The sequence below is a fragment of the Lelliottia wanjuensis genome (assembly GCF_030238365.1).
Taxonomy (GTDB): Bacteria; Pseudomonadota; Gammaproteobacteria; order Enterobacterales; family Enterobacteriaceae; genus Enterobacter; species Enterobacter wanjuensis.
Map to the genome: position 1 here is coordinate 29,542 of NZ_JASSOT010000049.1, position 26,927 is coordinate 56,468.

The window sequence follows — 26,927 nt, forward strand, 5'->3', positions numbered from 1 at the left end:
ACCAACATGTCTGAACAACAAGCACAGGGCACTGACGCGGTAGTCGATCTTAATAACGAACTGAAAACCCGTCGCGAAAAGCTGGCTGCACTGCGTGAGCAGGGTATCCCATTCCCGAACGATTTCCGTCGCGATCATACCTCAGACCAGCTGCACGCTGACTTCGACGCGAAAGAAAACGAAGAGCTGGAAGCGCTGAACGTTGAAGTGTCCGTTGCAGGCCGCATGATGACCCGTCGCGTGATGGGTAAAGCGTCTTTCGTGACGTTACAGGACGTCGGTGGCCGTATTCAGCTGTACGTTTCCCGTGACGATCTGCCAGAAGGCATCTACAACGAGCAGTTCAAGAAGTGGGACCTGGGCGATATCCTGGGCGCGAAAGGCAAGCTGTTCAAGACCAAGACCGGCGAGCTGTCCATCCACTGCACCGAACTGCGTTTGCTGACGAAAGCACTGCGTCCGCTGCCGGACAAATTCCACGGCCTGCAGGATCAGGAAGCGCGCTATCGTCAGCGCTACCTGGATCTCATCTCTAACGATGAATCCCGCAAAACGTTCAAAATCCGTTCCCAGATTATGGCGGGTATCCGTCAGTTCATGGTTGGCCGTGATTTTATGGAAGTTGAAACGCCAATGATGCAGGTGATCCCAGGCGGCGCGTCTGCCCGTCCGTTCATCACCCATCACAACGCGCTGGATCTGGACATGTACCTGCGTATCGCGCCGGAACTGTACCTGAAACGTCTGGTGGTTGGCGGTTTTGAGCGCGTGTTCGAAATCAACCGTAACTTCCGTAACGAAGGCATCTCCGTACGTCATAACCCAGAGTTCACCATGATGGAACTCTATATGGCGTATGCAGATTACAAAGACCTGATCGAACTGACCGAGTCTCTGTTCCGCACCCTGGCGCAGGATATTCTCGGCACCACTGAAGTGCCTTACGGCGAAGAGGTGTTCGACTTTGGTAAGCCGTTCGTCAAACTGACCATGCGCGAGGCGATCAAGAAATACCGTCCAGAGACTAATATGGCTGACCTGGATAACTTCGATTCAGCGAAAGCTATCGCGACCAGCATCGGCATCAAAGTTGAGAAGAGCTGGGGTCTGGGCCGTATCGTGACCGAGATCTTCGAAGAAGTGGCCGAAGCGCACCTGATTCAGCCAACCTTCATCACCGAATACCCGGCAGAAGTGTCTCCGCTGGCGCGTCGTAACGACGAAAACCCGGAAATCACCGACCGCTTTGAATTCTTCATCGGTGGTCGCGAAATCGGTAACGGCTTTAGCGAGCTGAACGATGCGCAGGATCAGGCGCAGCGCTTCCAGGATCAGGTTAACGCGAAAGAAGCGGGCGACGACGAAGCGATGTTCTTCGACGAAGACTACGTCACCGCGCTGGAGCACGGCCTGCCACCGACTGCAGGTCTGGGCATTGGTATCGACCGTATGGTGATGCTGTTCACCAACAGCCACACCATCCGCGACGTGATCCTGTTCCCGGCGATGCGTCCGGTTAAATAAGTCACTGAGTGGCAAAAAGCCCCGGCGTTTATCGCGTCGGGGCTTTTTTTATGGCTGCAAGTCGGCGGCGAACTGCCTGAGCTTCTCGTGGGCGATCGCCACCTGCGACACCATCCACGGGCTGAACGCCCACGGCGTTGCGTTGATTGCGCACAGCAGGGATTCCAGTTCAACCCACTGCACCGCCATCACTTCATCAGGATTGAGCGTGAGCGTGCCGACGAGCTTTGCCGCAAACACCGGGCAGATTTCGTTTTCGACGATCCCGGAAGGGTCGGTTTCGCAGTAGCGGAAATCGACTGCGACGGGCGTCAGGTGGGCGATTTCGGCACCAATTTCGTAGCGGCAGCGGCGAATCAGGGCATGCTCGGTACTTTCGCCGGTTTGTGGGTGCCCACAGACGGAATTCGTCCAGACGCCGGGCCAGGCTTTTTTGCTCAGTGCGCGGCGGGTGACGAGGCATTCTCCCTGGTCGTTAAACAACCATGTAGAGAACGCCAGATGCAGCGGGGTATGCGATGTGTGGGCGGCGTACTTTTCCTGCGTGCCGATGACCTCTCCCTGGTCATTAACCAAAATGACGTGTTCTTGTATGCTCATTCCGACTCCAGTACCCGAACGACGGGATGCTGACATTATATCGCACTCTTTCACGGACGGGTTGGCTCCCGGTGGCGGAAAGCATCTTGCAGCAAAGATTGGCAACAGAATTTAGGCTGCTATCATAGGACGCCATTTACGCTGACCGAGGAGCCGCTTTGTTTGCAGGAAGCCTGACAAGAAATCCCCTGATTGCCCTGATCTGCCTGATGCTGACGTTAATGTTGGCAGGGTGCTCGGGCAGTAAATCAGGCTCTGACGGAAGCTACAGCGGCTCGGTCTATACCGTTCAGCGCGGGGATACGCTCTCCAAAATTTCCCGCATGACCGGCACCAGCGTGCGCGATCTGGCCAGCATGAACGGTATCTCGCCGCCGTACACCATTGAGATCGGGCAAAAGCTCAAGGTAAACGGCAGCAGCTCGTCAGGCAAAAAATCCTCATCCAAAGGCAAAACGGCCAAAGTGACGCCGTCGTACGCCGTGCCGCAATCCTCCTGGCCGCCGGTCGGACAGCGCTGCTGGGTGTGGCCTGCCAGCGGGAAAGTGATCGCGCCGTATTCCACCTCAGAGGGCGGCAATAAAGGGATTGATATCGCGAATGCGCGCGGGACACCGGTGTATGCGTCGGGTGCAGGGAAGGTGGTCTACGTGGGCGATCAGCTGCGCGGCTACGGCAACCTGATCATGATTAAGCACGGGGAAGATTACATCACCGCGTATGCGCATAACGACACGCTGCTGGTGAATAACGGGCAAAATGTGAAGGCCGGACAGAAGATTGCGACGATGGGGAGTACGGGGGCGAGCTCTGTTGCGCTGCATTTCCAGATCCGTTACCGGGCAACGGCAATCGATCCACAGCGTTATCTTCCGAAGCAAGGCAGCAAAACGAAGTGCTAAATGGTTAATTAATCACCGGTTAGCAGCGATGAGGCTTGTGCAGACAGGCGTAAGGTCTATAATGCTTTACGCACCTCAAAGCGGGCGTAGTTCAATGGTAGAACGAGAGCTTCCCAAGCTCTATACGAGGGTTCGATTCCCTTCGCCCGCTCCATCTTTACCTCTGGTAACATCTGACTTCCTTGTCTCTTTCCTGTGAAACAATCTGATTTAGTGGACTGCGACGCTCAGTAACTTGATGAGATCCAGACAGAAATAACAAATGCTGTCGTAGTTCTCGGTTATGTAGGGAATGCAGGGGTAGCTGTCGGGTTGTTCATCCTCAAGCAGGGCAGCGATTTCATCTGGCGCAAACATGCTCAGGTCATAGCGTGACAGATACCAGTTTTTATATTCGGAATAATTATTTAAGATCACCACCTCACCGCATCGATCAAATGTCAGCGAATCATTGATGGTAAAATTCCGCATATAAACCTCCTCTTTTATCTCGTATTATCTATTCTCATTAAGTGCCCATAGTATTACATCAAAACCTGTTTTTTATAACTCTTTTATCGTCCAGGAAAAGAGCGATATAAATAATTTAATATCAAACAGTGATATTTACTTTTTTTTAATGGTGTAAACTACAGGGGCGCTCATGTCTTATGATTTTCTTACTGCTTTAAATTCATTAAGTTAGCAATATTTTGTCCAAAAATGGACTCATTTGTAACTGCATGTCTTTTATAGGAGGATATGCTGCTTCTGAATGGCTCAGAGACTTTGGTAAAGTAACTTCAGCGGGAAGTAAATCTCCCATTTATATTACCAGCCAAATAAATTTATATCTGGAGTCGTATTTCAATGAATTCTAAATTCAATAAAGCGGTATTCGTCTGTGCTTTATCCCTGGCAACCTCTTTAGCTGCTCATGCTGACAATAAAATTACCTTTACCGGAAAAGTCATTGATTCCGCCTGTACCATTAGCGTGAATGGCGGCGTGGCGACTCTGGATCTGGGCGAAACCTCTGCTGCAGATATCGCGGCAAAAGGGCAAACCGGCGCACCTAAGAGCTTTAATATCTCTCTGGGTTCATGCCCGGTAGCAGCCGCAGGCGTACCGACTAAAGCCTATATTAAATTCAGCGGCACCACTGACGGCGACGATACCTATTTTAAAAACGATCTGTCGGGTGCCAACGCGGCGACCAACGTCGCTATTTTGATTAAAGACGCCAAAAACACCGCCATCATTAATAACGACGGCAACACCGCGATTACTTTACCGCCTACCGGTGGCGCGGTAGACCTTGATTACACCGCAAGCCTGGTCGCCAGCGCAGCAGCCCCAACCAAAGGGGATGTTTCTTCCGCTGTGACCTACACCGTCAGCTACGAATAATGCCGTTGAGTGCCAGAGTCCTCTGGCACTCCTTCAACTTTGTGAATTCCCGAATGAAAATAGTGAATACCTTTGTTGCAATACTGCTTGCGACACTCTCTGTCACGCACGCGATGGCCAGCGTCACCGTGGGTGGAACGCGCGTTGTATTTGATGGGACGAAGAAAGAAACCTCTTTGTCCGTCGAAAATAAAGATAAAGTCGCGAACCTGGTGCAGTCCTGGATCACCCCCGCAGACGCCGCCACGCCCGCGAAAGATGCGCTGATTATTACGCCGCCTTTATTCCGCCTCGATGCCGGGGATAAAAATGTCCTGCGCATTGCGCGCTCGGGTTTACCGATGCCGGAAGACCACGAAAGCATGTACTGGCTGAACGTGAAAGGTATTGCTGCCGCGAACGAAAACGCCGCCAGCAACAGCATTCAGATCGCCGTTAACTCACGGATTAAATTAATTTATCGCCCGGCGAAACTCGCGGGAACATATCCCGAACAGCAGACGCAAAAATTGAGCTGGCACATGGCGGGTAACAAGGTGGTGGTGAATAACCCTACGCCCTATTACATGAATTTTGCCACCGTGAAGATCAATGGAAAAAGTGTGGAGAGCGCGACCTGGGTGGGCCCAAATTCTGACGCCAGCTTTGTTTTACCTGTTGGCATCGGGGACGGGAAATTAACCTGGAGAATTTATAACGACTTTGGAATGGCCGGGGATGAGCATCAATCATCGATTTAATTTCTACACGATCCACAGTCGCACGCGTTTTTTTCATTCCGTACCATGGATGGTACCGCTGGTTCTGATTTATAGCGGATACGCCTTGTCCCGGGAATATTTTAACCCCGCCTTGCTGGAGATGACCGATTCCGTGTTAGCCACTGCGGATTTATCGGCATTCGAAAATGGCAAACAGGCACCCGGGAAATATCGCGTTGATGTGTTCGTCAATAATCAACAGGTAGATTCCCTGGAGATTGTATTTGATCATAGTCATGACCCTAATGCTGCCAACGCGCTTATGCCGTGCTTGTCTCTTGAACAGCTTAAAAGCTGGGGAGTCAATACCGACAACTATCCGGAACTGTCGATAGAAGGAAGTCAGTGCGTCAATCTTCTTGCCATTCGTGATGCTGCCGCTGAGTTTAAATTTAACGTCCAGAGATTAAATTTAAGCATTCCGCAATCTGCATTACTTAATCGCGCGCGCGACTATATTCCGCCTGAAAAATGGGACGAAGGCATTAATGCCTTTTTATTGAATTATAACCTGAACGGGTCAACGACGATGCCACGCCAATCCGGACAACAAACCGTTAATAGTCAGTACGGGAACTTTCGTCCCGGGCTGAATATTGGGCCGTGGCGAATTCGTAATTACTCGACGTGGAATCATGACAATCAGGGCCAGAACCAGTGGGACTCCGTCTACAACTACGTTTCCCGTGATATAAAGGCGCTGCAAAGCCAGCTGACGGTGGGGGACAGCAATACCCAGAGCGATGTTTTCGACAGCATCGCATTTCGCGGCGCGCAGCTGGCGTCTGACGAGAACATGACGCCGGACAGCCTGAAGGGCTACGCGCCGGTGATCCATGGTATTGCCCGCACCAACGCTGAAGTGACCGTTTCTCAGAACGGCCACAGTATCTATAAAACCAACGTCGCGCCGGGGGCATTTGTCATTGATGACATGTATCCGACCGGCGGCGGTGGGGATATGGAAGTGACCGTCAAAGAGTCCGACGGCAGCGTTCAGACTATGGTGGTTCCCTACGCGTCGTTGCCGGTGTTGCACCGCGAAGGCAGCTTCGAGTACAGCGTGACCGGGGGCAAAACCCGAACCGACGGCAGCAAAGAGGCGAACTTTAGCCAGGTGACGGCGGTATATGGCCTGCCGCATGGTTTCACGGTCTATGGCGGGCTGCAGGAGGCCAATGTCGGGTATTCCGCGGCCTCCATGGGGCTTGGCATCAACCTCGGCGATATCGGCGCTATCTCGACGGATATCACTCAGGCCTGGGCCAGAGTGCGCAGCACCGAGACGTCGACCGGCGCGCAGACGCTGACAGACCAGAACGGCCAGTCGCTGCGCCTGCGATACAGCAAAAACTTTTTGGATACCGGCACCAATCTGACCGTGGCGGGTTATCGCTATTCCACCAAAGGGTATTATTCTCTGAGCGATACCCTGGATTCTTATAATAGTGAATCGATGAGCGATCGTCGCCGCAACCGTACTGAACTGTCACTGTCGCAGGATATTGTCTATGGCTCCGTCTCGGTCAGTTATATTAATGAAAACTACTGGGATAACAGCAGAACCTCGTCCCTGAGTCTCAGTTACAACAATAACTGGAATGGGATCAGCTACGGGTTTAACTATATTTATAATTTAAACCAGCAATCCACTCAGGAAGGTCAAAACCCTAATGATAAAAACGATCAGCAGCTGTCGTTTAATATCAGCGTGCCGCTGGATAAATATCTGCCGGGGGCAAGCGTCAGCTACAGCATGAACAGTGCTAAAGGTGGGCCAACCACCTATAACGTGAATGCCTCTGGCACCTCGCTGGATGACCGCTCCCTGAACTGGAGCGTCCAGGAGGGCTATTCCGATGCGGAGCATCAAACCAATGGCAACGCCTTCGCAGGTTATAAAGGCCGCTATGCTCAGGTGAATGGCGGATATTCTTATGATAATAATTCCGAGCGCGTGAACTACGGTATTCAGGGCGGGGTGTTAGTCCACAAACAGGGCGTGACTCTTTCTCAACCCTTTAACGATACCGTGGTGCTGGTGAATACGCATGGCGCGGCGGATGTACCTGTCTCCAGCCAGACGGGCGTTAAGACCGACAAACAGGGCTTTGCCGTCGTGACTTACGCTAACCCGTACCATAAAAATGTCGTTTCTCTGGATACAGAAAATCTTGAAAGTGATGACGTTGAATTACAAGAGACCAGTAAGAGCGTGATCCCAACGCGCGGCGCGGTGGTTGAGGCGGGATATAACACCAGTCTGAGCAATCGTGTATTACTCACGTTGTTAAAAGAGAACAATCAGCCGGTGCCTTTTGGCGCAACGGTGAGCCAGCCGGATAATAGTCAGGGCATTAACGATCCCCACAACGGGATTGTCGGTGACGGCGGGCTGGTCTATTTAACCGGCATGGCAGAACAAGGCACAGTATTGGCGCGCTGGGGAGAGGGAAACCAAAATCAGTGTGTGGTGAATTACACCCTGCCGAAACAGAAAACAGTATCCGGAGTCACTATCCTGCATGAAAAATGTCATTAATAATCCTGGCTGGACGTCTATTTTTAGCCTTGTCTGGTTCGCCATTTTAATGTCTGGCTCGTTATTTGCCTATGGCTCTACGGATACCATCCAGATACAGGTAACAGGAAAGATAATCGCGGCATCCTGTCAGGTCGATATTCCTCAGACTGTGGACCTGGGCCAGATATCGCGTCAGGATCTCTCCGTGGCGGGCGGGAATAGCGGCACCATGGTCGTGCTGCTAAAACTCTCCCAGTGCTCACCGCAGGTCTCCCAGGCCACGGTGAGTTTTACCGGTTCACCTTATACCGCCGACCCGGCTTTTTCGAGCGCGATATATGCCAATGAGGCCTCTGGCGGGGCGACGGATATCGGCTTGCAACTTTTTAATCTGGATGGAAAGGCGCTGGTCAATCTGGCAAATGGTGTGGAATATTCATTCCCGGTGCAGACGGATACCCATGCGGGAATATTTTCCATGGGCGCCAGAATGTATACGCCTCACGGTACTCCGACGGCCGGTGATTTTAAATCCGCGGTAACGGTAAATTTTACGTATCAGTAACGCATAACTGTAGTGTTTAACAAAACTGTATTTCTGACGGTTTAAGTTAAATCTGCTTCCCCTCTTATGAAGAATCGTTTATTTATGAACATAAAATTATTTCTGGTGCTGACGTTGGCGCTGTTTTTCTCAACGGTTGGCCACGCCGCCTGCAAGCGCGGGGGCGGGCTCTTTGATGATAAAGATATTTCAACATCGTTCGCGAGTCTTCCGCCGAGTATTGTCATCACGAATGATAATTACACTGCCGGTACGGTGATTGCGACTACAGGTTGGTCCCCGGGCAACAACGATCAGCTGACTATCCAGGGTTGCGGCAGATCCTATGTTGTCGGCTTTTTTTATCTCGGCTCGCCTCAGGTGGATGCCGCGGCGGGAACACAAATTATGCCAACCAATATCAATGGCCTGGGTGTGCGTGTCACGACGATGAACCAGGCGGGGCCTAATGACGGTGCGACGGTAGTGGATAACAACTGGCACTCCGGCAGCGGCACAAAAGATGATCACACGTTGCGCAACTCTCAGTATTTGGTTGAACTTGTCGCCACCGGTGGGCCTATCACCCCTGGAACGCTGCAGGTCACCGGCACGCTGGCACAGGTTGAATTCCGTGAAAGCGCCAGTCACAGTGCAGATGGTGATATTGCGTCGAATATCGTGCTACAGAATACGCAGGTGGTGTTAAAAGCCATTGGCTGCAATGCAGATACGTCACAAATTAGCTTTAATTTTAATACCTTAAACGTAACGGATTTTGATGCACAAACCAGGGCGGGCTCTGCGCCGGATCAAACCGTGAATCTGACCTGTGAGCCTGGCACCAATGTGTCGCTTTCAGTCACCGCCGTGGAAGCTTCGGGTGATAATGCCAACCATACGGTGATGGCGTTGACCGGTGCCGGTAATAGCGATGTGGCGTCCGGGATCGGCGTGCAGCTGGGGCTGAAAACCCGCACCTATGATAGCGGAAGCGACGGTTTGCCTTTAAATAAAAACGTTGCCGTTGTCAGTTCAACCCGAAGCGGAAGCGAGTACACCAGCGGTGGCGCTCAGGCGCAGGAGCAGCTCGTCTTTAGCGCCGTCTATTATAAAACGGCTGCAACCGTGACTGCCGGAAATGCGAATGCAACAGCGACGCTGACACTGACCTATAATTGATTATGCTCACTTTACCGGTTTCGTTCTTAAAACAAAATTTGATCCATATTCGTTTTATGGAGGAATTCAATTATAATAAATATGCGTAACGCTCCTTAATTTACGCACTCTCTCTTAAAAAACTTATATAAATGAGTTGACTATGTGCGATAAATCTTATGTTTTTTCTAAATTTGAGTTAATTAAAAAACCTGTACATGATTACCAGGTGATCATGGAAGCTTTAGCGCCGTTTGCGACTTTCTTTGACTGTACAAAAAATAAAAAGTTAATGCTCGTTCAGTCCGGGAAACCCGTCTGCTATCTGGTATTTGAAGGGCGTGGGTTAATTTGCCGAAACCGGGATAATCTGGTGCTCACGACCTCGCGAGCGCCGATGATTGTGGGGCTCACCAGTATTCTGTTTCCACTGAATGAAGAATATTACTGGCGTCCAGAAACCGATTGTATCGCAATGAAGTTAGATGCCAGCGCTGCGCGACAGATCATTAGTGACAATAATTTGTGGCAGCATTTAGCCACCCTAATAGGGTATACCGCTTACCGTTTAAATGATCACAATGTCAAACTGACCGCCCGTTCTGGGCTCAGTATTATCTGCAAACAGATTTATGCGTTAATGGATGAGCCCATTGAAGTACGCAGGAAGGTGGGGCTGACGAACTATATTCTTGACCGAACCTTATTGTCGCGTAGCTACGTCATGAAAATTGTCGCAGAGCTGAAGGCCCAAGGGAAAATAGTGCTGGATGACAAAGTACTGATAAAAGTCGAGGGTCTGGAAGATAACGAATAAGGTAAGGTATTAAGAGGTCAAACGTCATTATGTTTAGTGTACAAAATAAAGGGTCTCTGATTCGGTTATTCGGTCAGAGACCCTTTTTTATGGGGGCTACACAAAAGGAGGTGGCTGATTAAGCCACCTCCCTAAGCATCACCCGCAGAATGGCGGCCAGAATCGCCATTCCGTCAGGCAGTCTTAGCCACCAATCTGATCGGTGTAACCGTCAACGAAAGTGGTGATGTCGTCTTTGCCATACAGGAAGCCGCCCACGCCACCGACAACGGTGCCGACCACGCTACCGACCACCGCGCCAACGCCCTGAGCGATCACGCCAAAGCCCAGACCATCGGATTTGGTGTTGATGCCACCTAATGCCAGACCGGTACAAAAACCTGCACCCGCGCCATATACAGCACCTTCAATCGCATCGCCAAGAGAAGATGCCCACGCACCGTTTACCATTTCGACTTCAGCTTGATTCAATTCACGCATTTTTTTAATGTCCTTATAATATCCATTGCCAGTAAATACCTGTCATTCGTCTATTTGAATGACAGGAACAATTATCGCTAAATCAAATATATTGTATAGGCAAATTCACAGGTATTTATTATTCCGGGGGGCATGACTGAATATTTCATTGTCTTTAATTTAGTGCGTAAGTTATCAATATAAAGTTAATTTACCCACAGCCGATAAAAGCGAAAGTCGCTGGAGATACCAGGCGATTCGAATATTCGCTTCGTCGATTTCGGTCGTCGATAATTGCTGCTGGGTATTCAGAAGTTCAATAATCGATCCCACGCCGGTTAAATAACGCCCGTTGGCAATATCATAAGCCCTGCGCGCCGTTTTCAGGCGCTGGGAAATCAACCGCAGGTTGTGGTTAGTGGTATTCAGTTTCTGCCAGGCGTTCCAGGTTTTCAGCCCGACATCATTCACAACATGCTGATAATCCTCTTGGGATAACGCCTGCTGAACGTGGGCGTCCTGCAGCTGGTTATAGCGGCGAAAACCCGAGAACAGCGGAACCGAGACGTTCAGGCCGACAAACATCGAGTCGGTTCGGTTGAGCGGCTCGTATCGGTTCTGGTCCAGAGACGACACTTCCCGGTTAACCCCGGCCTGTAGCGAGATGGACGGCAGAAAATCCCGCTGCGCCTGATTCAGCTGTTCGTCCGCGGCTTCGATGTTTTTCCTGGCGGCGAGGATCATCGGGTGCTGTTTTACCGCTTCGTCCAGCAGCGGCTTCAGGGCCATCATCTGCGTGTCCGACGGCACCTCGAGGTTATCTTCCGGATGGATCTGGCTGTCGACGGGGAAGTTTAACGCGCTGGCGAGCTGACCAATGGACTGCTGGTAATCCCCCTCACTCTGCACCCGGTCCTGGGTGGCAGAGAGCAACACGTTTTCCGCCTGCAGCGCATCCGCCAGCACGCCCACGCCGGAGCGGTATTTGTTCTGCGTGGTGTCCCAGGTTTTGCGCGCAATCATCTCGTTCTGCTTCGCGGCAGAGAGGATGGTGCGCTTCGCCAGTACCTGGTAATAAGTCTGCGCAAAAGAGATGACAAAATCCTGCAGGCCCGACAGCGCCTGGTAGCGATTGCTCAGCCACAGATCCTGCTTTTGGCTAATCAGCGCTTCGCGTTTGCCGAAATCAAACAGCAGCCAGTTCAGCTCCACCCCGGAGTTCATCGTCCGGTCGGTCTGCTTTTGGCTGCCCGAATGCTGGAAAGCGTAGCTGTCGCTTTCGCTGGCGGAGCTGAAAATGGCGTTGATGTCCGGCATCCAGCTCGCCTGGCTCATTTTGTAATCATACAGATAGTGGCGCATGTTCAGCGCCAGGCTGCGCATGCCAGGGTCCTGACACAGGGCCAGCGTCAGGGCCTGGGCAAAATGCTTCACGCTGGTTGTCGAGGTGATATTGCAGGCCTCTTCGATATCATTCTCCTCGTTCAGCAGCCACTCCGGGGCTTTGACGGGAGAGGGCATGGCGATCTCTTTGGCGACCGGCGCTGCGCGATCGGTGCTTTCCAGCTGGAGCTTATCCAGCAGCGCCAGGGTTTCCGGCGAGGTGGTCTGGGCATTCGGCGCGGTGGGGCTTTGCTCGCCGCTGTCCAGAAGCTGCTGCAGGTTATCCTCTGCGATGGCGAACGCGCTGATGACGCCAGCCAGCATCAGCGCCACGAGTGAAAACAGGCGCATCATGGGCGTTCTCCCTGCGTCGGGTTGAAAATGTCTGCCGGGGTTTTGTCGCCCGCCACGCGGCCACCCTCCATGACGATGACCCGGTCGGCCATCATCAGCGTCTGCGGTCGGTGCGCAATCATCAGCCGGGTGATGCGCAGCTGACGCAGGGCGTCGTTGACCTTTTTCTCCAGGAACAGGTCGAGATGGCTGGTCGCTTCATCGAGCAGTAAAAACGCGGGCCTGCGGTATAAGGCGCGAGCTAAAAACAGGCGCTGTTTTTGCCCGCCGGAAAGCGCGGCCCCCATGTCGCCGACCAGGGTGTTGTACTTCATCGGCATCGCCATGATGTCATGATGAATGGCCGCCATTTCCGCGCACTGGACGGCAAAGGCCATGTCGTCATTGGCATCGCCAAAGGTGATGTTGTCGATGATGGTGCCCGCAAACAGAACGTCGTCCTGCAGCACCGCGGCGCTGATACTGCGCAGGGATTCCACGCCAAACTTGGGCAGCGGCACGCCGTCGATCAGGATCTCGCCCTGCGTAGGCTGAAGGCAGCCGAGGGCAAGCTGTCCGAGCGTGGTTTTCCCGCAGCCCGATGTGCCCATGATCGCCACGCACTCTCCGGCGGCCACCGTGAATGAGACCTCATCCAGCACCAGCGGCTCCTGCGGGGCGTACTGGAAGGAGAGGGCGCTAAAGGTCAGCGCCGGGGCGCTGCGATCCACCGGCAGCCCGACGTGGCTGATTTCGCTCTCTTCCGGGTCGCTGAGCACGATATCCGCCAGCCGCTCTGTCTGAATCGAGAGCATGCGCAGGGCAAAGGCGTTATCGATCAGATTGCGCACGCGCTCGAGAAACTGGCCCTTGTAGGAGATAAACGCCATCAGCAAACCGACGGTGAAGACCTGGTCGATCACCATCGACGCGCCAATTCCCAGCACCAGAAGATTATCGAGCGAGAAAAGAATGCTGTTCAGCTGCTGATAGTAAATCTGCAGTTTCTGGGTTCTCACGCCCGCGTTGAGCTGATTGACCAGCAGGGTTAACCATTCGTCGGAACGCAGGGTCGTTTTCTGATACAGCTTGAGCGTTTTGACGCCCCGCAGGGTTTCCAGAAAGTGCGAGTTCTGCTTCGCGGCGTGGATAATCTGCTCCTGAGACGCATTGCGCAGCGGCCGATACCAGATCAGACGACCCAACAGATAGGCACCGATCACCAGCAAAGGGATTAGCGTCAGCATGGGGCTGTAAAGCAGCATCATCACCAGCGTGATAATACTGAGCAGGCCGTCGAGCACGGCGACCAGAAACGAGGAGGAGAGGGTTCCCTGGATGGCTTCCACCGCGCCAAAACGCGAGACCAGATCCCCCAGATGCCGCCGCTCGAAAAAGGCGACCGGGAGTCTCAGCAGATGGTGAAACACGCTGCCCTGCCACTGCACGCGGATCGAGGTGGTGATGTAGATCATCACCCACGCGCGGATCATCGACATCACCTGTTTGATCAGCAGCGTCAGGGCGTATCCCAGCATCAGAACCAGCAGCAGATGGCGATCGCTCGAGACGATCGCATCATCAATCGTCCACTGGGAAAAGAGCGGCAGCAGCAGGGTAATAAACTCAATGGCAAGCCCCAGCGCGATGACGTAAGCCGCGCTGGATTTCAGCCCGACGATGCGGCCAATCAGCTGACCAAACTTCACTTTCAGCGGCGGCGCGGTATGGGTGAAATCTTTGTCCGGCCACAGCTCCAGCGCCACGCCGGTAAATGAGGCCGACACGTCCGCCAGCGAGACCACGCGCGGGCCGATAGCCGGATCGTGGATCACGCAGTGTTTGCTTCCCACCTCTTTCAGGACGACAAAATGCACCATGTCCCAGTGCAATACGCAGGGCAGCCGGAGCTGGCTCAGCTCGGCCATATCCAGGCGCAGCGAGCGGCTGGCAAGCTGATGGTCGCGCGCCACATTCACCAGCTGATTGAGCGTTAACCCTTTTTGCGAGACGCCATGCTCGCGGCGCATCTGGCGCAGATCCAGCACGTTGTTATGCCACGCCGACACCATGCACAGGCACGCGAGGCCACATTCTGCGGCCTCGGTTTGGAGCACCATGGGCAGTGCTTTGCTGCGAAAGCCAAAGTTGATGGCCTGTAATTTACTGAGCATTCCCTTTCCCCTGACTCACTAACTCTGACGGTGCCATTTTGAGCAACGGTTCAAATATCCATTCATATAAGCGTCGGTTTTCGCGCACCACATCGGCTTCGAGCTGCATGCCGGCCTGCAGCTCCATTTTCTGACCGTAGACATTGACGTAATGCGCGTCCGGCTGGACCACGATGCGATAGAGCGGGGCGCCCGCCTCTTTGTTTTCAAAGAGATCCATTTCGTTTTGCGTCAGCGCGACTTTTGAGACGCTCACCACCACGCCATGATATTGACCGAATTTCTGCCACGGCCAGGCGGGGTAGCGCAGCCAGACGTCGCTGTGCGGGCGAATAAACCCGACGGCGTAGCTCGGCGCGTAGAGATACGCCAGCAGCCGGGAGTCCTGCGGGATAATGCTTAACAGCGGGGCGTGGCCATCAAAATATTGCCCGGCGGTCGCGGTCAGCGCGGTGACCGTCCCAGGCTTGGTGGCGCGAATAATAATCTCCCTTTTGGACTCGCTCTCCGTCAGCTCTTGCTCGGTGGAGGCGATCTTGCTGGCGATGTCATTGCGCTGTTTCTGATAGTTGCTCTCCAGCTGGAGCTGCTCGTTGGTGCGCTGAATTAATTCACGGCGGCTATTAATCAGCGCGCTGCGGCTGGTCTCAAGCGCGCCGTTCTGGCGCAGGCTCTCCTCTTTGACGCGCTGAAATTGCTCCAGCGAAACATACTCTTTCCCCCACAGCTCCTGATATTGCGCGACCCGTTTATTGAGGAGCTGCGAAAGCATCAGCTGATTATTGCTCTCTTGCTCCTGGAGTTTGACCTGCTCGGTCAACTGCTGGATCTGGCGTTCGGAGGCCGTTTTATCGGTGATCCAGCTGCCCTCCACTTCACGCAGGGTGTTATTGAACAGTTTCAGCCGGGTGCGGATTTGCTCGCTGATGGTCTCCTGGGTGGCATCTTTTCCCTCAAGGGAGCGGTCGCTTGAAAGGACGAAAAGAGGCTCCCCCAGCGTGACTTTGTCCCCTTCTTTAACGAAGACGTTTTTGACGGACCCCGCCTGCGGGCTATAGATGCGGATGATCCCTTTATCCGGCATTAATACTCCGGAAACCTGCTGCTTTCGGGTATACGAAAAAAAGTAGATAAATAAAATCAGCACAAAGACAATGCCCAGCGCAATATACGCGCTCAGGCGTAACGATGGCGGAGAGGCAATAATCACCTCTCCCAGCCAGTGACGTCTTCTGGATTCAGTCACTTCCTGGCGAAATAATCCCATAGTTCCTTCTTTATAAAACAGTGAATCCGTAGGTTGATTCTCAATCCGCTGCAATTACGCAGCAGGTTTGCTTAATTTGTCCGTACTGGAGACGGCGGAGAGTTTATCCACTTTGAGTTTGTACATAATGTTATAGCGATGAACGCACACGGTTTTGTAACTCACACCCAGAAAGTCAGCGATAGACTTATTGGAAACGCCCTGCGAAACAAAATGCAGAACTTCTCTTTCCCGCTGGGTCAGAAGTGAAAGCTGTGAATTCAGATTGACGTCTTTAAGCGGAGATTTTGGCAGACACTGGAATCCTTTCATCACCGCCGTAATGATCAGCACGATAATATCCATATCGAAAGTGCAATCAATCATGCCGTCCGCGTGGCTGCTGATGATTTGTCGCAGGCTATAATCCACTTCGCCATTCACTAAAATAATCGCTTTCAAATGGGTACGAGAATGTAAATCTTTCCTGAAGGTCGTATCAAACAGCAACGACGAATCAAATATAATCGTCTCGCATGCGTTGTCATGAAGAATGTCGGCGACGTTCTCTTTTGGCAACGGCATACAAATGGCTTCGTAGTCAAAATTTTTCGACAAAATCTCCTTAATAGTGAAGGTAATAAAATTATTCGACGAGTACACAAAGATCTTCTTTTTAGACAGTTCCATTATCCATTCTCGCTATAAAAATATGGTGAATTACATTAGGGGGACAACATAGCTAAAGGATCTTCTATATCTTTTATCGCGCCGGAGGCGGCGGATTGATTTTTTACCGCACTGACGGGCGGAGTCGTGGGAACAGAAAGTCCGCTGCTTTCCATTGCAGCGGAGGTATTAACCTTATCTGTTACCGCAGGTAAAGAAGGCGGGGCGCTATCCACGATGTTTTGCGGAATCGTCGAGTCTGTCTCTTGATTGTCAACGATATCAGGCTGATCGTTCAGCGCAGACTCAATATCCTGATCTTTGTCTATTGCCACATGAATGCCAAAGGCCTGGTTTATTTTCCCAAGCTTTGCGACCGCCCTGAGCATCGTGATCTGGTAACTCGCCATGCTGTTTATCTGGCTGTCGATGGTCTGGTAATACTCCTGAGCGGCATTTAACAGATCCAGAACCGAGCGGCGGTTAACGCGATATTGATCGTTATACAGAGACATCACCTGTTTCGACTGGGTTTCACGCACCTTGTAGATAGCCGCTTCTTGTTTATAGCCCAACGCCTGCTGAAAACTTTCTGACACGTTGGTGGCGTTATCTTCCATCGATTTCTGCACGTTCCAGCGCGCAGATTCCACCTGTTTTGCCGCGTTCTCCGCCTGGAAGAAGGTATTCCCGCCGTCGAACACATTGCTGGTGACGTTGAACATCACCTGAGTATCATTCGCGCCATAAATGGATGTTTTGCCCTGCGACAGGGAGACCGAGAGCTGAGGCAGCCAGCTTTTGCGCACGTACTGATACTGCGAGCTGACAGCCGCCTGCTCCATCTGCAGCGCCCGGATCTGCGGTGAAACCCTGATCAGCTCCCGCAGGTCTTTGCTGATTTCCCGATCGAGAAAGGTCAGGTCCGTGTCTTCCAGCACGCCGGACGGCGCGCCGACCAGAATCTGGTACTCGTTTTCCGCTGCCTGCAGCTGAGCCTGAATGCTCTCGGCGCTCGCCTCCAGGCCGCGGATCCTCACTTCGACCTGGCGCACGTCGCCCTGGTTATCCACGCCGCCTTCGGCGCGCGCCACGGCAAGCTCAAGGATCCTTTTATGCTCGACCATTTCGGCGATATTGTTTTGCAGCAGGTGCTGGCCCTTCAGGATATTGAAATAACTCTCCGCCACCTTTGAGGAGACGGTTTCAGCATCGTCAATCGCTTTCCAGATTTGCGAGCCTTTGTTGTATTTCGCGTTATCCACCCGGTCGCCGGTGCGGCCAAAATCGAATAAATTTTGCTGGACCGTCAGCGCATACTGATTATCCCCGGTATCAGATGTTTCTCCCGTCGCCTGTTGCCCCGCGGAGACGCTGATATTTGGCAGCCATCCGCTGCGGGCCTGATTGACAGAACTTTCGCTGGCGGAGATCTGGCTTAAGGAATATTGCAAAGAAGGCGAACGGGAAATCCCTTGCTGCAATGCCTGGACCAGCGATTCGGCAGTAGCCGGTTGCGAGGCAATGCCAGAGAACAGGCCACATAATGATACAATCCATTTTTTCATTAGCGTTCTCTTAAAGCTTCTTTAGCTTTGTTTAATGGTTTTACCAGATAATCGAAGACGGTTTTTTGTCCCGTCGAAATATCGGCCGTGGCGATCATGCCGGGCGATATTTCATGGGCCTTTCCGTCTTTGCTAAACAGGGATGACTGCGCAGTGCGAACGTCAATCTGATAATAAAACTGGTCCCGATGGGTTTCGTCGGCCAGCGTGTCCGGGGAAATACGATCCACGACGGCTTTCATGGTCCCGTAAATCGAGGACTCATAGGCGCTGATTTTCACCACCGCTTTCTGACCCGGATGGATAAACGCGATATCGCGCGGGTTTATTTTCACCTCAATCAGTAACTGATCTTCGGACGGCACCACCTCAAGTAATTTCCCGCCCGGCTCCAGCACGCCGCCCACGGTGGTGATCTGCACATCTTTCACCACGCCTTTCACCGGCGAATAAATAGTCGTTCCCGATAGCTGGTCGCCGCGCTGTAATAGCTGATAATAAAGCGAGTCGAGTTCGGTTTTTTGTTTTACCAGCTCGGCTTTGCTTTGTTCATACCAGCTGTTGCGCGTCTCGTTAATTTTATTTACCAGATCGGAAACTTCACGACGCAGGCGTAATTCTTCCACCTCTGAAACGGCGCCTTTGGCCACCAGAGGTAATGTCATATTCAGCTCGTTTTGTGCCAGCTGGCGGCTTCTTTCCATGCCCGTAATGGATTCGAGCAGCGCTTTGTGGCGCATTGTATACAGAGACGACTCGTGGGTAATAATATCTTTGTTGGCCGCCAGAATATCCTCATCAGATAATTGGTGAGCGTCTTTTTCGGCGACGTTATATTTCCTGAGGATATCCACATAGTCGGGCGTGACCGCCTGACCGTCAATGCCGGATATTTCGGCCTGTAATCGGGCGACCGCCACGGCGAGGGCTTTGACCCGCGAGCCAATTTCATTAAAACCGGCCTGAAAGCGTGTGGAGTCCAGCACGGCGATGCGCTGCCCGGCGTTGACGTGGTCGCCCTCACGCACCAGCAGGGCGCGGATCACGCCCCCGTCGCGGGACTGAATCACCTGCGAGCGGCTCCAGGTAATCACTTTACCCTGTCCGGTGGTCACCTCATCGAGCAGCGCGAATTGGCTCCAGATGAGCAGCGCGGTGATGGTCAGCACGATAATGGCAATCACCATGATGCTGCCCTTAATCTGGGCGTAATAGCTGTCCCTGATCGGGGTCTGAGAAGAGAAGCTCATCAGGCAATCCTTTTGTTCGAATTCAGCTGCTGGAGCACCTGTTCTTTGGGGCCATCCGCAGCAATTTTTCCGCGGTCCATGACGATAATTCGATCCACCAGTTTTAACGGCGCGTGGCGATGGGTCACCACCACCAGGGTTTTGGCCTGACAATGTTTTTGCAGGGCATTCACCACGTGCATTTCGGTGACTTCATCCATCGACGCCGTGGGTTCGTCCAGCAGTAATACATTGCCGTTCTGAATGAGTGTTCTGGCCAGCAGCAGCGCCTGACGCTGACCACCGGACAACCCTTTTCCCCCTTCGGAGATAGGCAGATCCAGCCCGCGATTGTTGCGTAACACCCCGGCCGCGCCTGAGAGCGTCAGGCTCTTGACGATCTCCTCAGCGCTGGCATGCGGATTTCCCAGCAGCACGTTATCCCGCACCGTTCCGCGAAACAGTTGGGCATCCTGCTGCAGGTAGCTCATGCCGTTGCGCAGATCGTTGACGGAGAGGTTGCTCATCGACACGCCGTCGAGGGCGATTTCCCCCTCGGCGTTATCCGCCATGCCTGACAGCACGCGCAGCAGCGTCGATTTACCCGCGCCGATGCTGCCGATAATGGCAATCTTCTCCCCGGCTTTGATGGAGAGTTTTTCGATATCCACCGACCATTGGGTGTCGGGCTGGAAGCGAAAACGCGCGTTCGCGAGTTCATAATGGCCGTGGATGGTCGGCAGGTGGGTGGATTCCGTGAAGGCGCGCTGCTCGAGAGGGCGCTCGAGAAAATCATTTAGCCCGCGCAGGGAGATACGCGCCTGCTGCCAACGGGTCAGCACCCCGGCAATTTGCCCCAGTGGCCCCACGGTGCGCGAAGAGAGGATCGAGCAGGCGATGAGCGTACCGGTGGTGATGGTATTGTCGATCACCAGATACACCCCGAGGGCAATCACGCAGGAGTAGACGCTTTGCTGCACGAACTGGCACCAGTTGCTGAGCCGGTGTCCCCAGCGGCGCTGTTCGAGGGAGATTTGCGAGGCGGTGCTGACGCAGTGCTCCCAGAGGCCGATAAAGCGGTCTTCGGACTGAGTCAGTTTGATATCTTCCAGACCCTGAATGGTCTCCACCAGCATGGCGTTACGCTGGGCGCTCTCTTCGTGGCCTTTCCCGGACAGGCGGGCCAGCGGCCACTGAATGATAATGCCGGGCACCACAATCAGCGGGATCGCCAGCAGTGTCGGCAGTACCAGCCAGCCGCCAATCATCCAGATCAGACCGAGGAACAAGGTGATAAACGGCATATCGACAATCGCCAGCACCGTGGTCGAGGTGAGCAGTTCCCGCACGTGTTCGATTTCACGGATCTGGGCAATAAACCCGCCGGTGGATTCCGGCGTGGCGCTGTTTTTAATGCTCATGGCGCGGGCGTAAAAGAGCGAGGACATGGAGATATCCGCCCGTTTGCCGATAGCATCCGCCAGTTTGCTGCGCGCCAGCCGCAGCAGCATGTCGCAGAGCAGGGCGATGATCACACCACCAAACAGCACCCACAGGGTAGAGAACGATTGCGCAGGAATGACGCGGTCATAAACCTGCATGGAAAACAGGGAACTGCCGAGCGTTAAGATATTGCCAAACAGGGCGCTGACGGTAATCAGCACATAAAAGCGAAGATCTTTTTGAATTAATTTCCACAGCCAGTGCGGGTTATCAGAATAGGCCGCAGTGCGTAATTTATATCCCTGCGACAAGGGCGTGCGTTTAACTATCCAGACGCTGCCTTCCCGCTGGGGTTCGAGAGTATCGAGGGCGATCTCGACTTTTATTTTTGGCGTTTCCACAAAAGTGACCAGCGCTTTATCCTGCTCAACGCTGTGGACGACCACCATTTTATTATTCTGCAACGGCATGCAGAGCGGAAATAGCTCCCCCGGCAGGGCCGAGAGTTTAAGATGACATTCCTGATACTGTAGCCCCAGATATTCTGCCATCGCTTTAAAAAGCGAAACGTCATCGTGGCCCTGCTTAACCAGGTGGACCAGATTATCTTCGCTAACGTTTAGGCTCAGTTCCCGCGCTGCAATCGTCAGCCCGGCACTCCATCGAGACAATAACATCCATTTTGACCTGTGATTGAGAGCGTAGAGAAAATCGCTTCTCTACGCTCAGGCTTCAGATAACGTGATTATGCAATTTGCATGTTGTTCTGCACCCAGACCTGGGTGTGGTGGTCATCGTCGTAGGTGTAAAGATTGTAAGATTGCCCGTCTTTGCACCCGGTGGCGGTCATCGTCCATTTCTCCTGGTCAAGATCCACCGTGTCGTTTGCCCCGCCGGTAATAAACAATTTATCGCCGCCCGAGGTGGTTTTAAGCACGTCGTCGATGGAGAGCGTTAAGGTGTTTGCCCCGTTGCTGGCATTCAAATCAATGGTTTCGATATGGCTGAATTTCGCCAGCGCGTCGCTGTTCACGTTGCCGTCGTTGGCGATAACGACCGTATCGTTGCCTGCGCCGCCGTCGACGTGAGCAATGGTGTTGCTGTCGACCATAATGCGGTCGTCACCGTTGCCGCCGTTGACGGTCGCGGAGGCCAGATGGGCGTCAATAACGTCTGAGCCATCGCTGCCGGTGAAGGTCGTCGTCTCTGGTGCCAGATGGTATTCCGAACCGTTGTCCGGCGTGGCGCTCTCTGCCCCGGAGGTGCGTAAAGAGCCATCGTCGTTATAGATTGCGTACATCACCGTGCTGGTGTTGTCGGTCAGGTTGCTTTCGCTCCAGTTCACCACGTAGCCGCCGTCATCGAGAGCCGTGACGCTGGAGTCGTTGATGGCGTTTCCGTGGCCGGAATCAATCTGCATTTCCGAGCCCACTTTCACGCAGTCCATATCGAACAGCTGCGCTTCCAGATGCTCTTTGCCGTCGGCGGCGGTTGAGGTCCAGGTGACAATAAAGCCGCCGTTGTCGAGCGCGCTGACGTCGTAGGCCTCTTTAAAAGTGCCGTCGATCAGACCCTGGGTGCCCTCGGTGACGGTGTTCACGCACTGCGGATTGCCGAGCGCGATAAACTGCCCGTTAGAGACGCTAAGATGCTGGGCGTAAATATCGCCGTGATCCTGCGGGTTAAGGCTGACGTAAGTCGCCACCAGCGAGCCGTCGTCGAGCGTCACGATTTTTGGATCAAGACCGGAATGCGAGAGCACCACGTCACTGGTGATGTGCTTGCCTGTCGTCGCGTCCACCAGCGTGATTTTGATTTCCGGCGTGGTGGTGTCAGACATCTCGGCGTTTTTGCCCATCGACTGCCAGATCACCGCGTAGGTATTCTCCCCGCACTGGGTGCCGTCCAGACCGATGCTTGCGCCGACGGAGTCCCCGTTGGTGCCAAAGATCCACTGGGCAATCTGGTTGATCGTGCCGTTATGATCGCTCCCGGAGATAAAGCCGTTTTCATCCAGGCCAGAGACAATATTGCGTACCTGGTCGTACTGGAAGTCCGTGGTTTGCACCAGGTTGCCATTTTCGTCCGGGGCAAATTCCACGCCCCAGACCAGGCTGCCGGCGCTGCCGGTGCTGATATCTACCCATTCAAGAATGCTGTCGACCACGTTCTCGATCGGTTCAACCAGCACTTTGCACAGGAAGTCGCCGATACTGCTCATCCCCAGGTCATCGCAGAAATCGTGGATAAAGCCGCTGATATCGAGACGATCGATCAGGGTGCCGCTATCCAGCCCTTCGGAATAACGCGAGCCGACAAAGACCACGCTGCCATCATCCATCTGGATAATGTTCGCGCCAAAAGTACCCGAACCGTAGAGCAGGCTGGCGAGACGATCGCTCAGGCCATCGACCAGGGTTTTTTCCAGCCCATCAATGTCGACGCCAAAAATCTCGCCGATCGGCTGAATCACTTTATCGATGGCGTTCCAGACGACATCCACGGCGCCGTTGATCGCATCGGCAATGTGCTGGCCGAGAATCGAATCCAGCAGACCGTTCAGGCCGCCTTGATCTTCCGTGGCCACGACGGTCTGCGGACCATCGGTGATCGGCGTGCCGTCGGCGGTGAAACGCTCGTAAACGGCTGTGGTGCCGGTGTAGCCCAGATCGCCCGGCGTGCCTTCCGCGTAGAACACGGTGATGGAGCCGTCGACAGGGGAGACGGACACGTCAAAGTTGTTCAGCCCCTGCAGGCCGTCTGTCGTCGTGTAGCCGTCCATGGTGTTTTCCTGACCGACTGTCAGGGTGTTCACCACCTGGCCTTTATCATCGTAGATATTGATTTTGATATCGTAATATTCGGAGCCCGCGCTTTCCGGCTGGGCCCAGGCAATCAAATATCCGCCGCCAGGCATGGCGCGCGTAATGCTCTGCGTGGTGTTGATTCCGTTATCGGTTTCCACCGTGTGGATCACGTCGTCCGGGGTGATCACATTCAGATTGCCCTGACCGCTGATGTAGTTAACGGTGATCGCAGAGGTCTGGTTATCGCATGACGAGGTCGCTTCGGCGCTCGCGTGGGTTACGGCGGAGAAGGTGTTGCTGCCCTGCGCTAAATTATCGAGGGTGATCTGCCACTGGCCGTCGGCGCCGACCTGGGTGGTGGCGACGACGTTGCCGTTGCTGTCCACCACGTCAATTTCGCTGCCAGGCTCGCCCATCCCGTGCACCGTCGGGGAGGTGCTGAGGGTGCTGTTGGTCATCTCGATGGTGCCATCAGGCGTATCGCTGATGCCGAGAATGGTTGGCGCGGCGTTCAGCGGCAGGTGTACCGTGGTACTGTTCCCGGCGGTGTCGGTGATGGTCAGCACCGAGGTGCCCGGAATCAGGACCTGATCGACCAGAGCAAAGCTGTATTTCCCCTGGGCGTCGGCTTTGATGGAGTAGTCGGCTTTGCCGTCGCCATCCACATCAAGGCTGACAACCGCATTCGCTTCCGTGACGCCAGACAACGCCGTCAGGTCGGTAGTCACATCCAGCGATACCACGTCCGGCGCGTGGAAATCGACGGTAATGGAAGTCTGGTTTTTAGCACCGTTTTCGTCGACGACCCAGGCGGTGACGCTCTGGTTATCCGCCAGATGCGGCTCGCACGACGGTACGCTCCAGCTACCTTTCGCATCGCTGGTGGCGGTGTAATCGGGTTTCCCGTCACCGTTGGTGTCGATCATGATTTTGGCGTTGGGGGTGTCCGTGGTGCCATGCAGCGAGGAGCCGTTGGAGACATCCATCGTTACCGCATGGGCGTAGCCTTTGTTGGCATCAGGATCGGGCGGAACCGGCGTATCGCCGCCGTTATCGTCGTCACCGCCGCCACCATTGCTGTCGCTGTGGTGGTCATCATCGTCGTCATCGTTATTCGCCAGCAGGGCGATGGTCCCGGCAATCAGAGCGACGCCACCCAGACCCAGCGCCACCCACAGCGGGTCGACTTCCGATTTACCGTCCTGTTCACCCGTTCCTGCGGCAGCTGCTTCACCTGCCTGGTGCGAATAATATTCCTGGCCGGATACCATTTGCCGTAATTGTTCCGGAGGATAAGAAACCACGGGCTGACCGTTGGCATAAATATGTTCATCACCCAGAACATATTCTTTATGTCCGGTGCCAACGTCATTCATGGTCAGGGATTTCATATCTTTATTTGCAGGGCCAAAGAAATGGTCAATCACAACGGATTTTCCATCGGCACTGTTGATCACTAACTGCTCCCCGTTGCGCGTCATGTTCTGAATATCACCTGCCTGTTTTTCAATAGAAAAACGTGACCCCGGCATGGCGGATACGAACGTGGTGTTGTTATTTTGCGACAGGGCTATTTCATGCGCATGTTGTCCGGTTTGCTGCATCAAAAGTTTAAACGTCATTTTTCATTCCATCCATTGCTATGTTTCTGTCGAGTTACTTTGAAGTAAGAGTCTTTTGCCAGAAATTATCCAGTTACGCCTTTTTGACGCTTGCTACTATATATTCGAGACAGAGTGCATAACAGTGAAATTTACAGGGTGAATCTTATCCTCTTATTTCGTAAATATCGTAATGGAATGCGATAAACGCTATTTACTTTTCGATGAAAATTTTTAAATGCTACAATTATAGTAGTGGCTTCAAAAGTTCAAGAAATAAATTGATTCGCATAAAGTACGGGAAAGGCATGAATGGCCCGATAAAAGACATCAAGCGAGTTGACATCGCCATAGTAGAAGGGTAAATAAAGTAAGGGGTTTAAGTTTGTGTTTTATAATAGTTTTTCATTAATTAATATTTATCATGAATAGATAATGCGTGAATCATTCATGATGCAAAAATCGCGATAAATATAAAAGGGAATGACATTGACGGTTTTTACATCGAAATAAAGCGCTGAGATAATTCAGTAATAAGTTTAATCCAGGCTTAACTAAAAAGAGCGGATGCGGTAATGGCTCAACGTCAGGTGATTCGGCTACCAGGTAGAAACTCATGAGACTGTCACCCAATACATTCGTCTTTATCAGCGCTATGCTTATCCCGAACCTATAACAATAACTGAGAGACTGTCGTGGATAAGGATTTACTGGAAGCGGGATACCGGGCGTATACCGGTGAGAAAATTGATGTCTACTTCAATACGGGAATGTGCCAGCACTCGGGAAACTGCGTGCGCGGCAGCAGCAAGCTGTTTAATCTGAAACGTAAGCCGTGGATCATCCCGGATGAAGTGGACGTTGAAACGGTCAAGAGCGTGATTGATACCTGCCCGAGCGGTGCGCTGAAGTACCGCCAGAAATAAGCGAGGAACCATGGATATTCTGGAAGGCCATAACAAGTTTTACGTCAACGATGCGCAGGGTAATCAGGTTGCCGAAATTGTGTTTGTCCCGACGGGAGAACACCTGAGCATCATTGAGCACACGGATGTCGATGCCAGTCTGAAAGGGCAGGGCGTGGGCAAACAGCTGGTGGCGAAAGTCGTCGAAAGGATGCGGGCGGAAAATCGCAAGGTTATCCCGCTCTGTCCGTTCGCCAAACACGAGTTTGATAAGACGCGGGAATACGATGATATCCGTGCCTGAGAAGATTGAGACGCCCCGACTGCTCCTCCGCCAGTGGACGCTCGCCGATCTGGCCCCTTTCGCGGCGCTGAACGGCGATCCCGAGGTGATGCGATTTTTCCCCGCGCCCTTAACGCGCGAAGAGAGCGATACTCTCGCCGGGCGATTCCGCGAGGGCATTGCCGAGCGTGGCTGGGGATTTTGGGCCGTTGAGGCCAAAGAGAGCGGTGAGTTTGTCGGCTGCGTCGGTTTGCATCCTCAGCCCGATCGTTTTGCCTTTTCGCCTTGTACCGAAATTGGCTGGCGTCTGGCGAAAGCCTTCTGGCATCAGGGGCTGGCGCACGAGGCGGCTGCGGCGGCGCTGGAGTTTGGCTTTGAAACGCTGGCGCTGGGCGAGGTGGTCTCGTTTACTTCGGTGCTGAATACGCCGTCTGAGAGTTTGATGAAACGGCTGGGGATGACCAGAGCAGAGGAGTTTTTACATCCGGCACTCCCGCCCGATCATCGTCTGGCGGAGCATGTGCTCTATCGAAAAGTGCGGAATGTGTAGGCCCGATAAGCGAAGCGCCATCGGGCGCTTTTTGCCGGGGGCGCTGCGCTTGCCC

22 protein-coding genes and 1 tRNA gene are annotated in these 26,927 nt (G+C 53.3%); 12 read left to right on the forward strand and 11 right to left on the reverse strand.

Translation table 11 applies throughout. The annotated features are described in order from the left end of the window. Positions 1–6 precede the first annotated feature (6 nt). Entirely contained in the window at positions 7–1,524 is a 1,518-nt protein-coding gene (lysS, locus tag QQF33_RS04990; protein ID WP_282494435.1) for a lysine--tRNA ligase, read from the forward strand. A 48-nt stretch (positions 1,525–1,572) separates the two neighbouring features. Here lysS and idi read toward each other — a convergent pair whose 3' ends face one another. After that, on the reverse strand, positions 1,573–2,124 hold the full coding sequence (idi, locus tag QQF33_RS04995) for an isopentenyl-diphosphate Delta-isomerase (protein WP_282494436.1): 552 nt from the start codon (positions 2,122–2,124) through the stop codon (positions 1,573–1,575). Between the two features lie 158 nt (positions 2,125–2,282). On the opposite strand from idi, the gene actS reads away from it, so the two are divergent. Together actS and QQF33_RS05005 are read left to right on the forward strand one after the other, a co-directional pair. Further along, positions 2,283–3,026 carry an amidase activator ActS gene (gene actS, locus QQF33_RS05000; RefSeq protein WP_282494437.1) on the forward strand — a complete coding sequence of 248 codons (744 nt, stop codon included), beginning with the start codon at positions 2,283–2,285 and terminating at the stop codon, positions 3,024–3,026. 80 nt (positions 3,027–3,106) lie between these two features. After that, a tRNA-Gly gene (locus QQF33_RS05005) sits at positions 3,107–3,180 on the forward strand. A 56-nt stretch (positions 3,181–3,236) separates the two neighbouring features. On the opposite strand, the gene QQF33_RS05010 is transcribed toward QQF33_RS05005, so the two are convergent. Continuing rightward, the gene (locus QQF33_RS05010) at positions 3,237–3,497 is read right to left on the reverse strand and encodes a hypothetical protein (protein WP_282494438.1); all 261 of its coding nucleotides are present in this window, start codon (positions 3,495–3,497) and stop codon (positions 3,237–3,239) included. 378 nt (positions 3,498–3,875) lie between these two features. On the opposite strand from QQF33_RS05010, the gene QQF33_RS05015 reads away from it, so the two are divergent. From QQF33_RS05015 to QQF33_RS05040, 6 genes are all read left to right on the forward strand, one after another. Beyond that, positions 3,876–4,415, forward strand: a complete 540-nt coding sequence (locus QQF33_RS05015) for a fimbrial protein (RefSeq protein ID WP_285143786.1) — start codon at positions 3,876–3,878, stop codon at positions 4,413–4,415. A gap of 53 nt (positions 4,416–4,468) precedes the next feature. After that, entirely contained in the window at positions 4,469–5,155 is a 687-nt protein-coding gene (locus tag QQF33_RS05020; RefSeq protein WP_285157469.1) for a fimbrial assembly chaperone, read from the forward strand. An 85-nt stretch (positions 5,156–5,240) separates the two neighbouring features. Further along, positions 5,241–7,718 (forward strand): fimbria/pilus outer membrane usher protein, encoded by a 2,478-nt coding sequence (locus QQF33_RS05025; protein ID WP_285157470.1) that lies wholly within the window; start codon positions 5,241–5,243, stop codon positions 7,716–7,718. Beyond that, positions 7,702–8,265, forward strand: coding sequence for a fimbrial protein (locus QQF33_RS05030; RefSeq protein ID WP_285157471.1), 564 nt, complete (start codon positions 7,702–7,704; stop codon positions 8,263–8,265). The genes QQF33_RS05025 and QQF33_RS05030 overlap by 17 nt, the downstream gene beginning before the upstream one ends. An 84-nt stretch (positions 8,266–8,349) precedes the next feature. Continuing rightward, positions 8,350–9,426 carry a type 1 fimbrial protein gene (locus tag QQF33_RS05035; RefSeq protein WP_282494442.1) on the forward strand — a complete coding sequence of 359 codons (1,077 nt, stop codon included), beginning with the start codon at positions 8,350–8,352 and terminating at the stop codon, positions 9,424–9,426. A 142-nt stretch (positions 9,427–9,568) separates the two neighbouring features. Further along, entirely contained in the window at positions 9,569–10,222 is a 654-nt protein-coding gene (locus QQF33_RS05040) for a helix-turn-helix domain-containing protein (RefSeq protein ID WP_282494443.1), read from the forward strand. A 183-nt stretch (positions 10,223–10,405) separates the two neighbouring features. Here QQF33_RS05040 and QQF33_RS05045 read toward each other — a convergent pair whose 3' ends face one another. The 9 genes from QQF33_RS05045 to QQF33_RS05085 all read right to left on the reverse strand — a co-directional run bounded on the left by QQF33_RS05045 (position 10,406) and on the right by QQF33_RS05085 (position 25,155). Continuing rightward, positions 10,406–10,702 carry a DUF5862 family protein gene (locus QQF33_RS05045; protein WP_282494444.1) on the reverse strand — a complete coding sequence of 99 codons (297 nt, stop codon included), beginning with the start codon at positions 10,700–10,702 and terminating at the stop codon, positions 10,406–10,408. A gap of 174 nt (positions 10,703–10,876) precedes the next feature. Continuing rightward, entirely contained in the window at positions 10,877–12,418 is a 1,542-nt protein-coding gene (locus QQF33_RS05050; protein WP_285157472.1) for a TolC family protein, read from the reverse strand. Next, positions 12,415–14,571, reverse strand: coding sequence for a peptidase domain-containing ABC transporter (locus tag QQF33_RS05055; RefSeq protein WP_285157473.1), 2,157 nt, complete (start codon positions 14,569–14,571; stop codon positions 12,415–12,417). Before QQF33_RS05055 ends, QQF33_RS05050 begins: the two co-directional genes overlap by 4 nt. Then, complete coding sequence (locus QQF33_RS05060) at positions 14,561–15,838, reverse strand: HlyD family efflux transporter periplasmic adaptor subunit (protein ID WP_282494447.1); 1,278 nt, start codon at positions 15,836–15,838, stop codon at positions 14,561–14,563. Before QQF33_RS05060 ends, QQF33_RS05055 begins: the two co-directional genes overlap by 11 nt. A gap of 54 nt (positions 15,839–15,892) precedes the next feature. Further along, a complete protein-coding gene (locus QQF33_RS05065) occupies positions 15,893–16,507 on the reverse strand; it encodes a response regulator transcription factor (protein WP_285147716.1) in 615 nt (204 codons plus the stop codon). Between the two features lie 35 nt (positions 16,508–16,542). Beyond that, positions 16,543–18,054, reverse strand: a complete 1,512-nt coding sequence (locus QQF33_RS05070) for a TolC family protein (RefSeq protein WP_285150910.1) — start codon at positions 18,052–18,054, stop codon at positions 16,543–16,545. Beyond that, positions 18,054–19,304 carry an HlyD family efflux transporter periplasmic adaptor subunit gene (locus tag QQF33_RS05075; protein WP_285157474.1) on the reverse strand — a complete coding sequence of 417 codons (1,251 nt, stop codon included), beginning with the start codon at positions 19,302–19,304 and terminating at the stop codon, positions 18,054–18,056. The genes QQF33_RS05070 and QQF33_RS05075 overlap by 1 nt, the downstream gene beginning before the upstream one ends. Next, on the reverse strand, positions 19,304–21,403 hold the full coding sequence (locus tag QQF33_RS05080; RefSeq protein WP_285157475.1) for a type I secretion system permease/ATPase: 2,100 nt from the start codon (positions 21,401–21,403) through the stop codon (positions 19,304–19,306). Before QQF33_RS05080 ends, QQF33_RS05075 begins: the two co-directional genes overlap by 1 nt. A 68-nt stretch (positions 21,404–21,471) precedes the next feature. Continuing rightward, positions 21,472–25,155: an Ig-like domain-containing protein gene (locus QQF33_RS05085; RefSeq protein WP_285157476.1), complete on the reverse strand. Its 3,684-nt coding sequence runs from the start codon at positions 25,153–25,155 to the stop codon at positions 21,472–21,474. Between the two features lie 674 nt (positions 25,156–25,829). On the opposite strand from QQF33_RS05085, the gene yjdI reads away from it, so the two are divergent. From yjdI to QQF33_RS05100, 3 genes are read left to right on the forward strand one after another with little or no spacing between them, the layout of a single operon-like run. Beyond that, on the forward strand, positions 25,830–26,060 hold the full coding sequence (gene yjdI / locus QQF33_RS05090; protein WP_285143774.1) for a 4Fe-4S mono-cluster protein YjdI: 231 nt from the start codon (positions 25,830–25,832) through the stop codon (positions 26,058–26,060). Positions 26,061–26,070: 10 nt separating this feature from the next. Continuing rightward, a complete protein-coding gene (locus QQF33_RS05095; protein ID WP_285143773.1) occupies positions 26,071–26,343 on the forward strand; it encodes a GNAT family N-acetyltransferase in 273 nt (90 codons plus the stop codon). Beyond that, positions 26,327–26,872: a GNAT family N-acetyltransferase gene (locus QQF33_RS05100; RefSeq protein WP_285157477.1), complete on the forward strand. Its 546-nt coding sequence runs from the start codon at positions 26,327–26,329 to the stop codon at positions 26,870–26,872. Before QQF33_RS05095 ends, QQF33_RS05100 begins: the two co-directional genes overlap by 17 nt. The last annotated feature ends 55 nt before the right edge of the window (positions 26,873–26,927 follow it).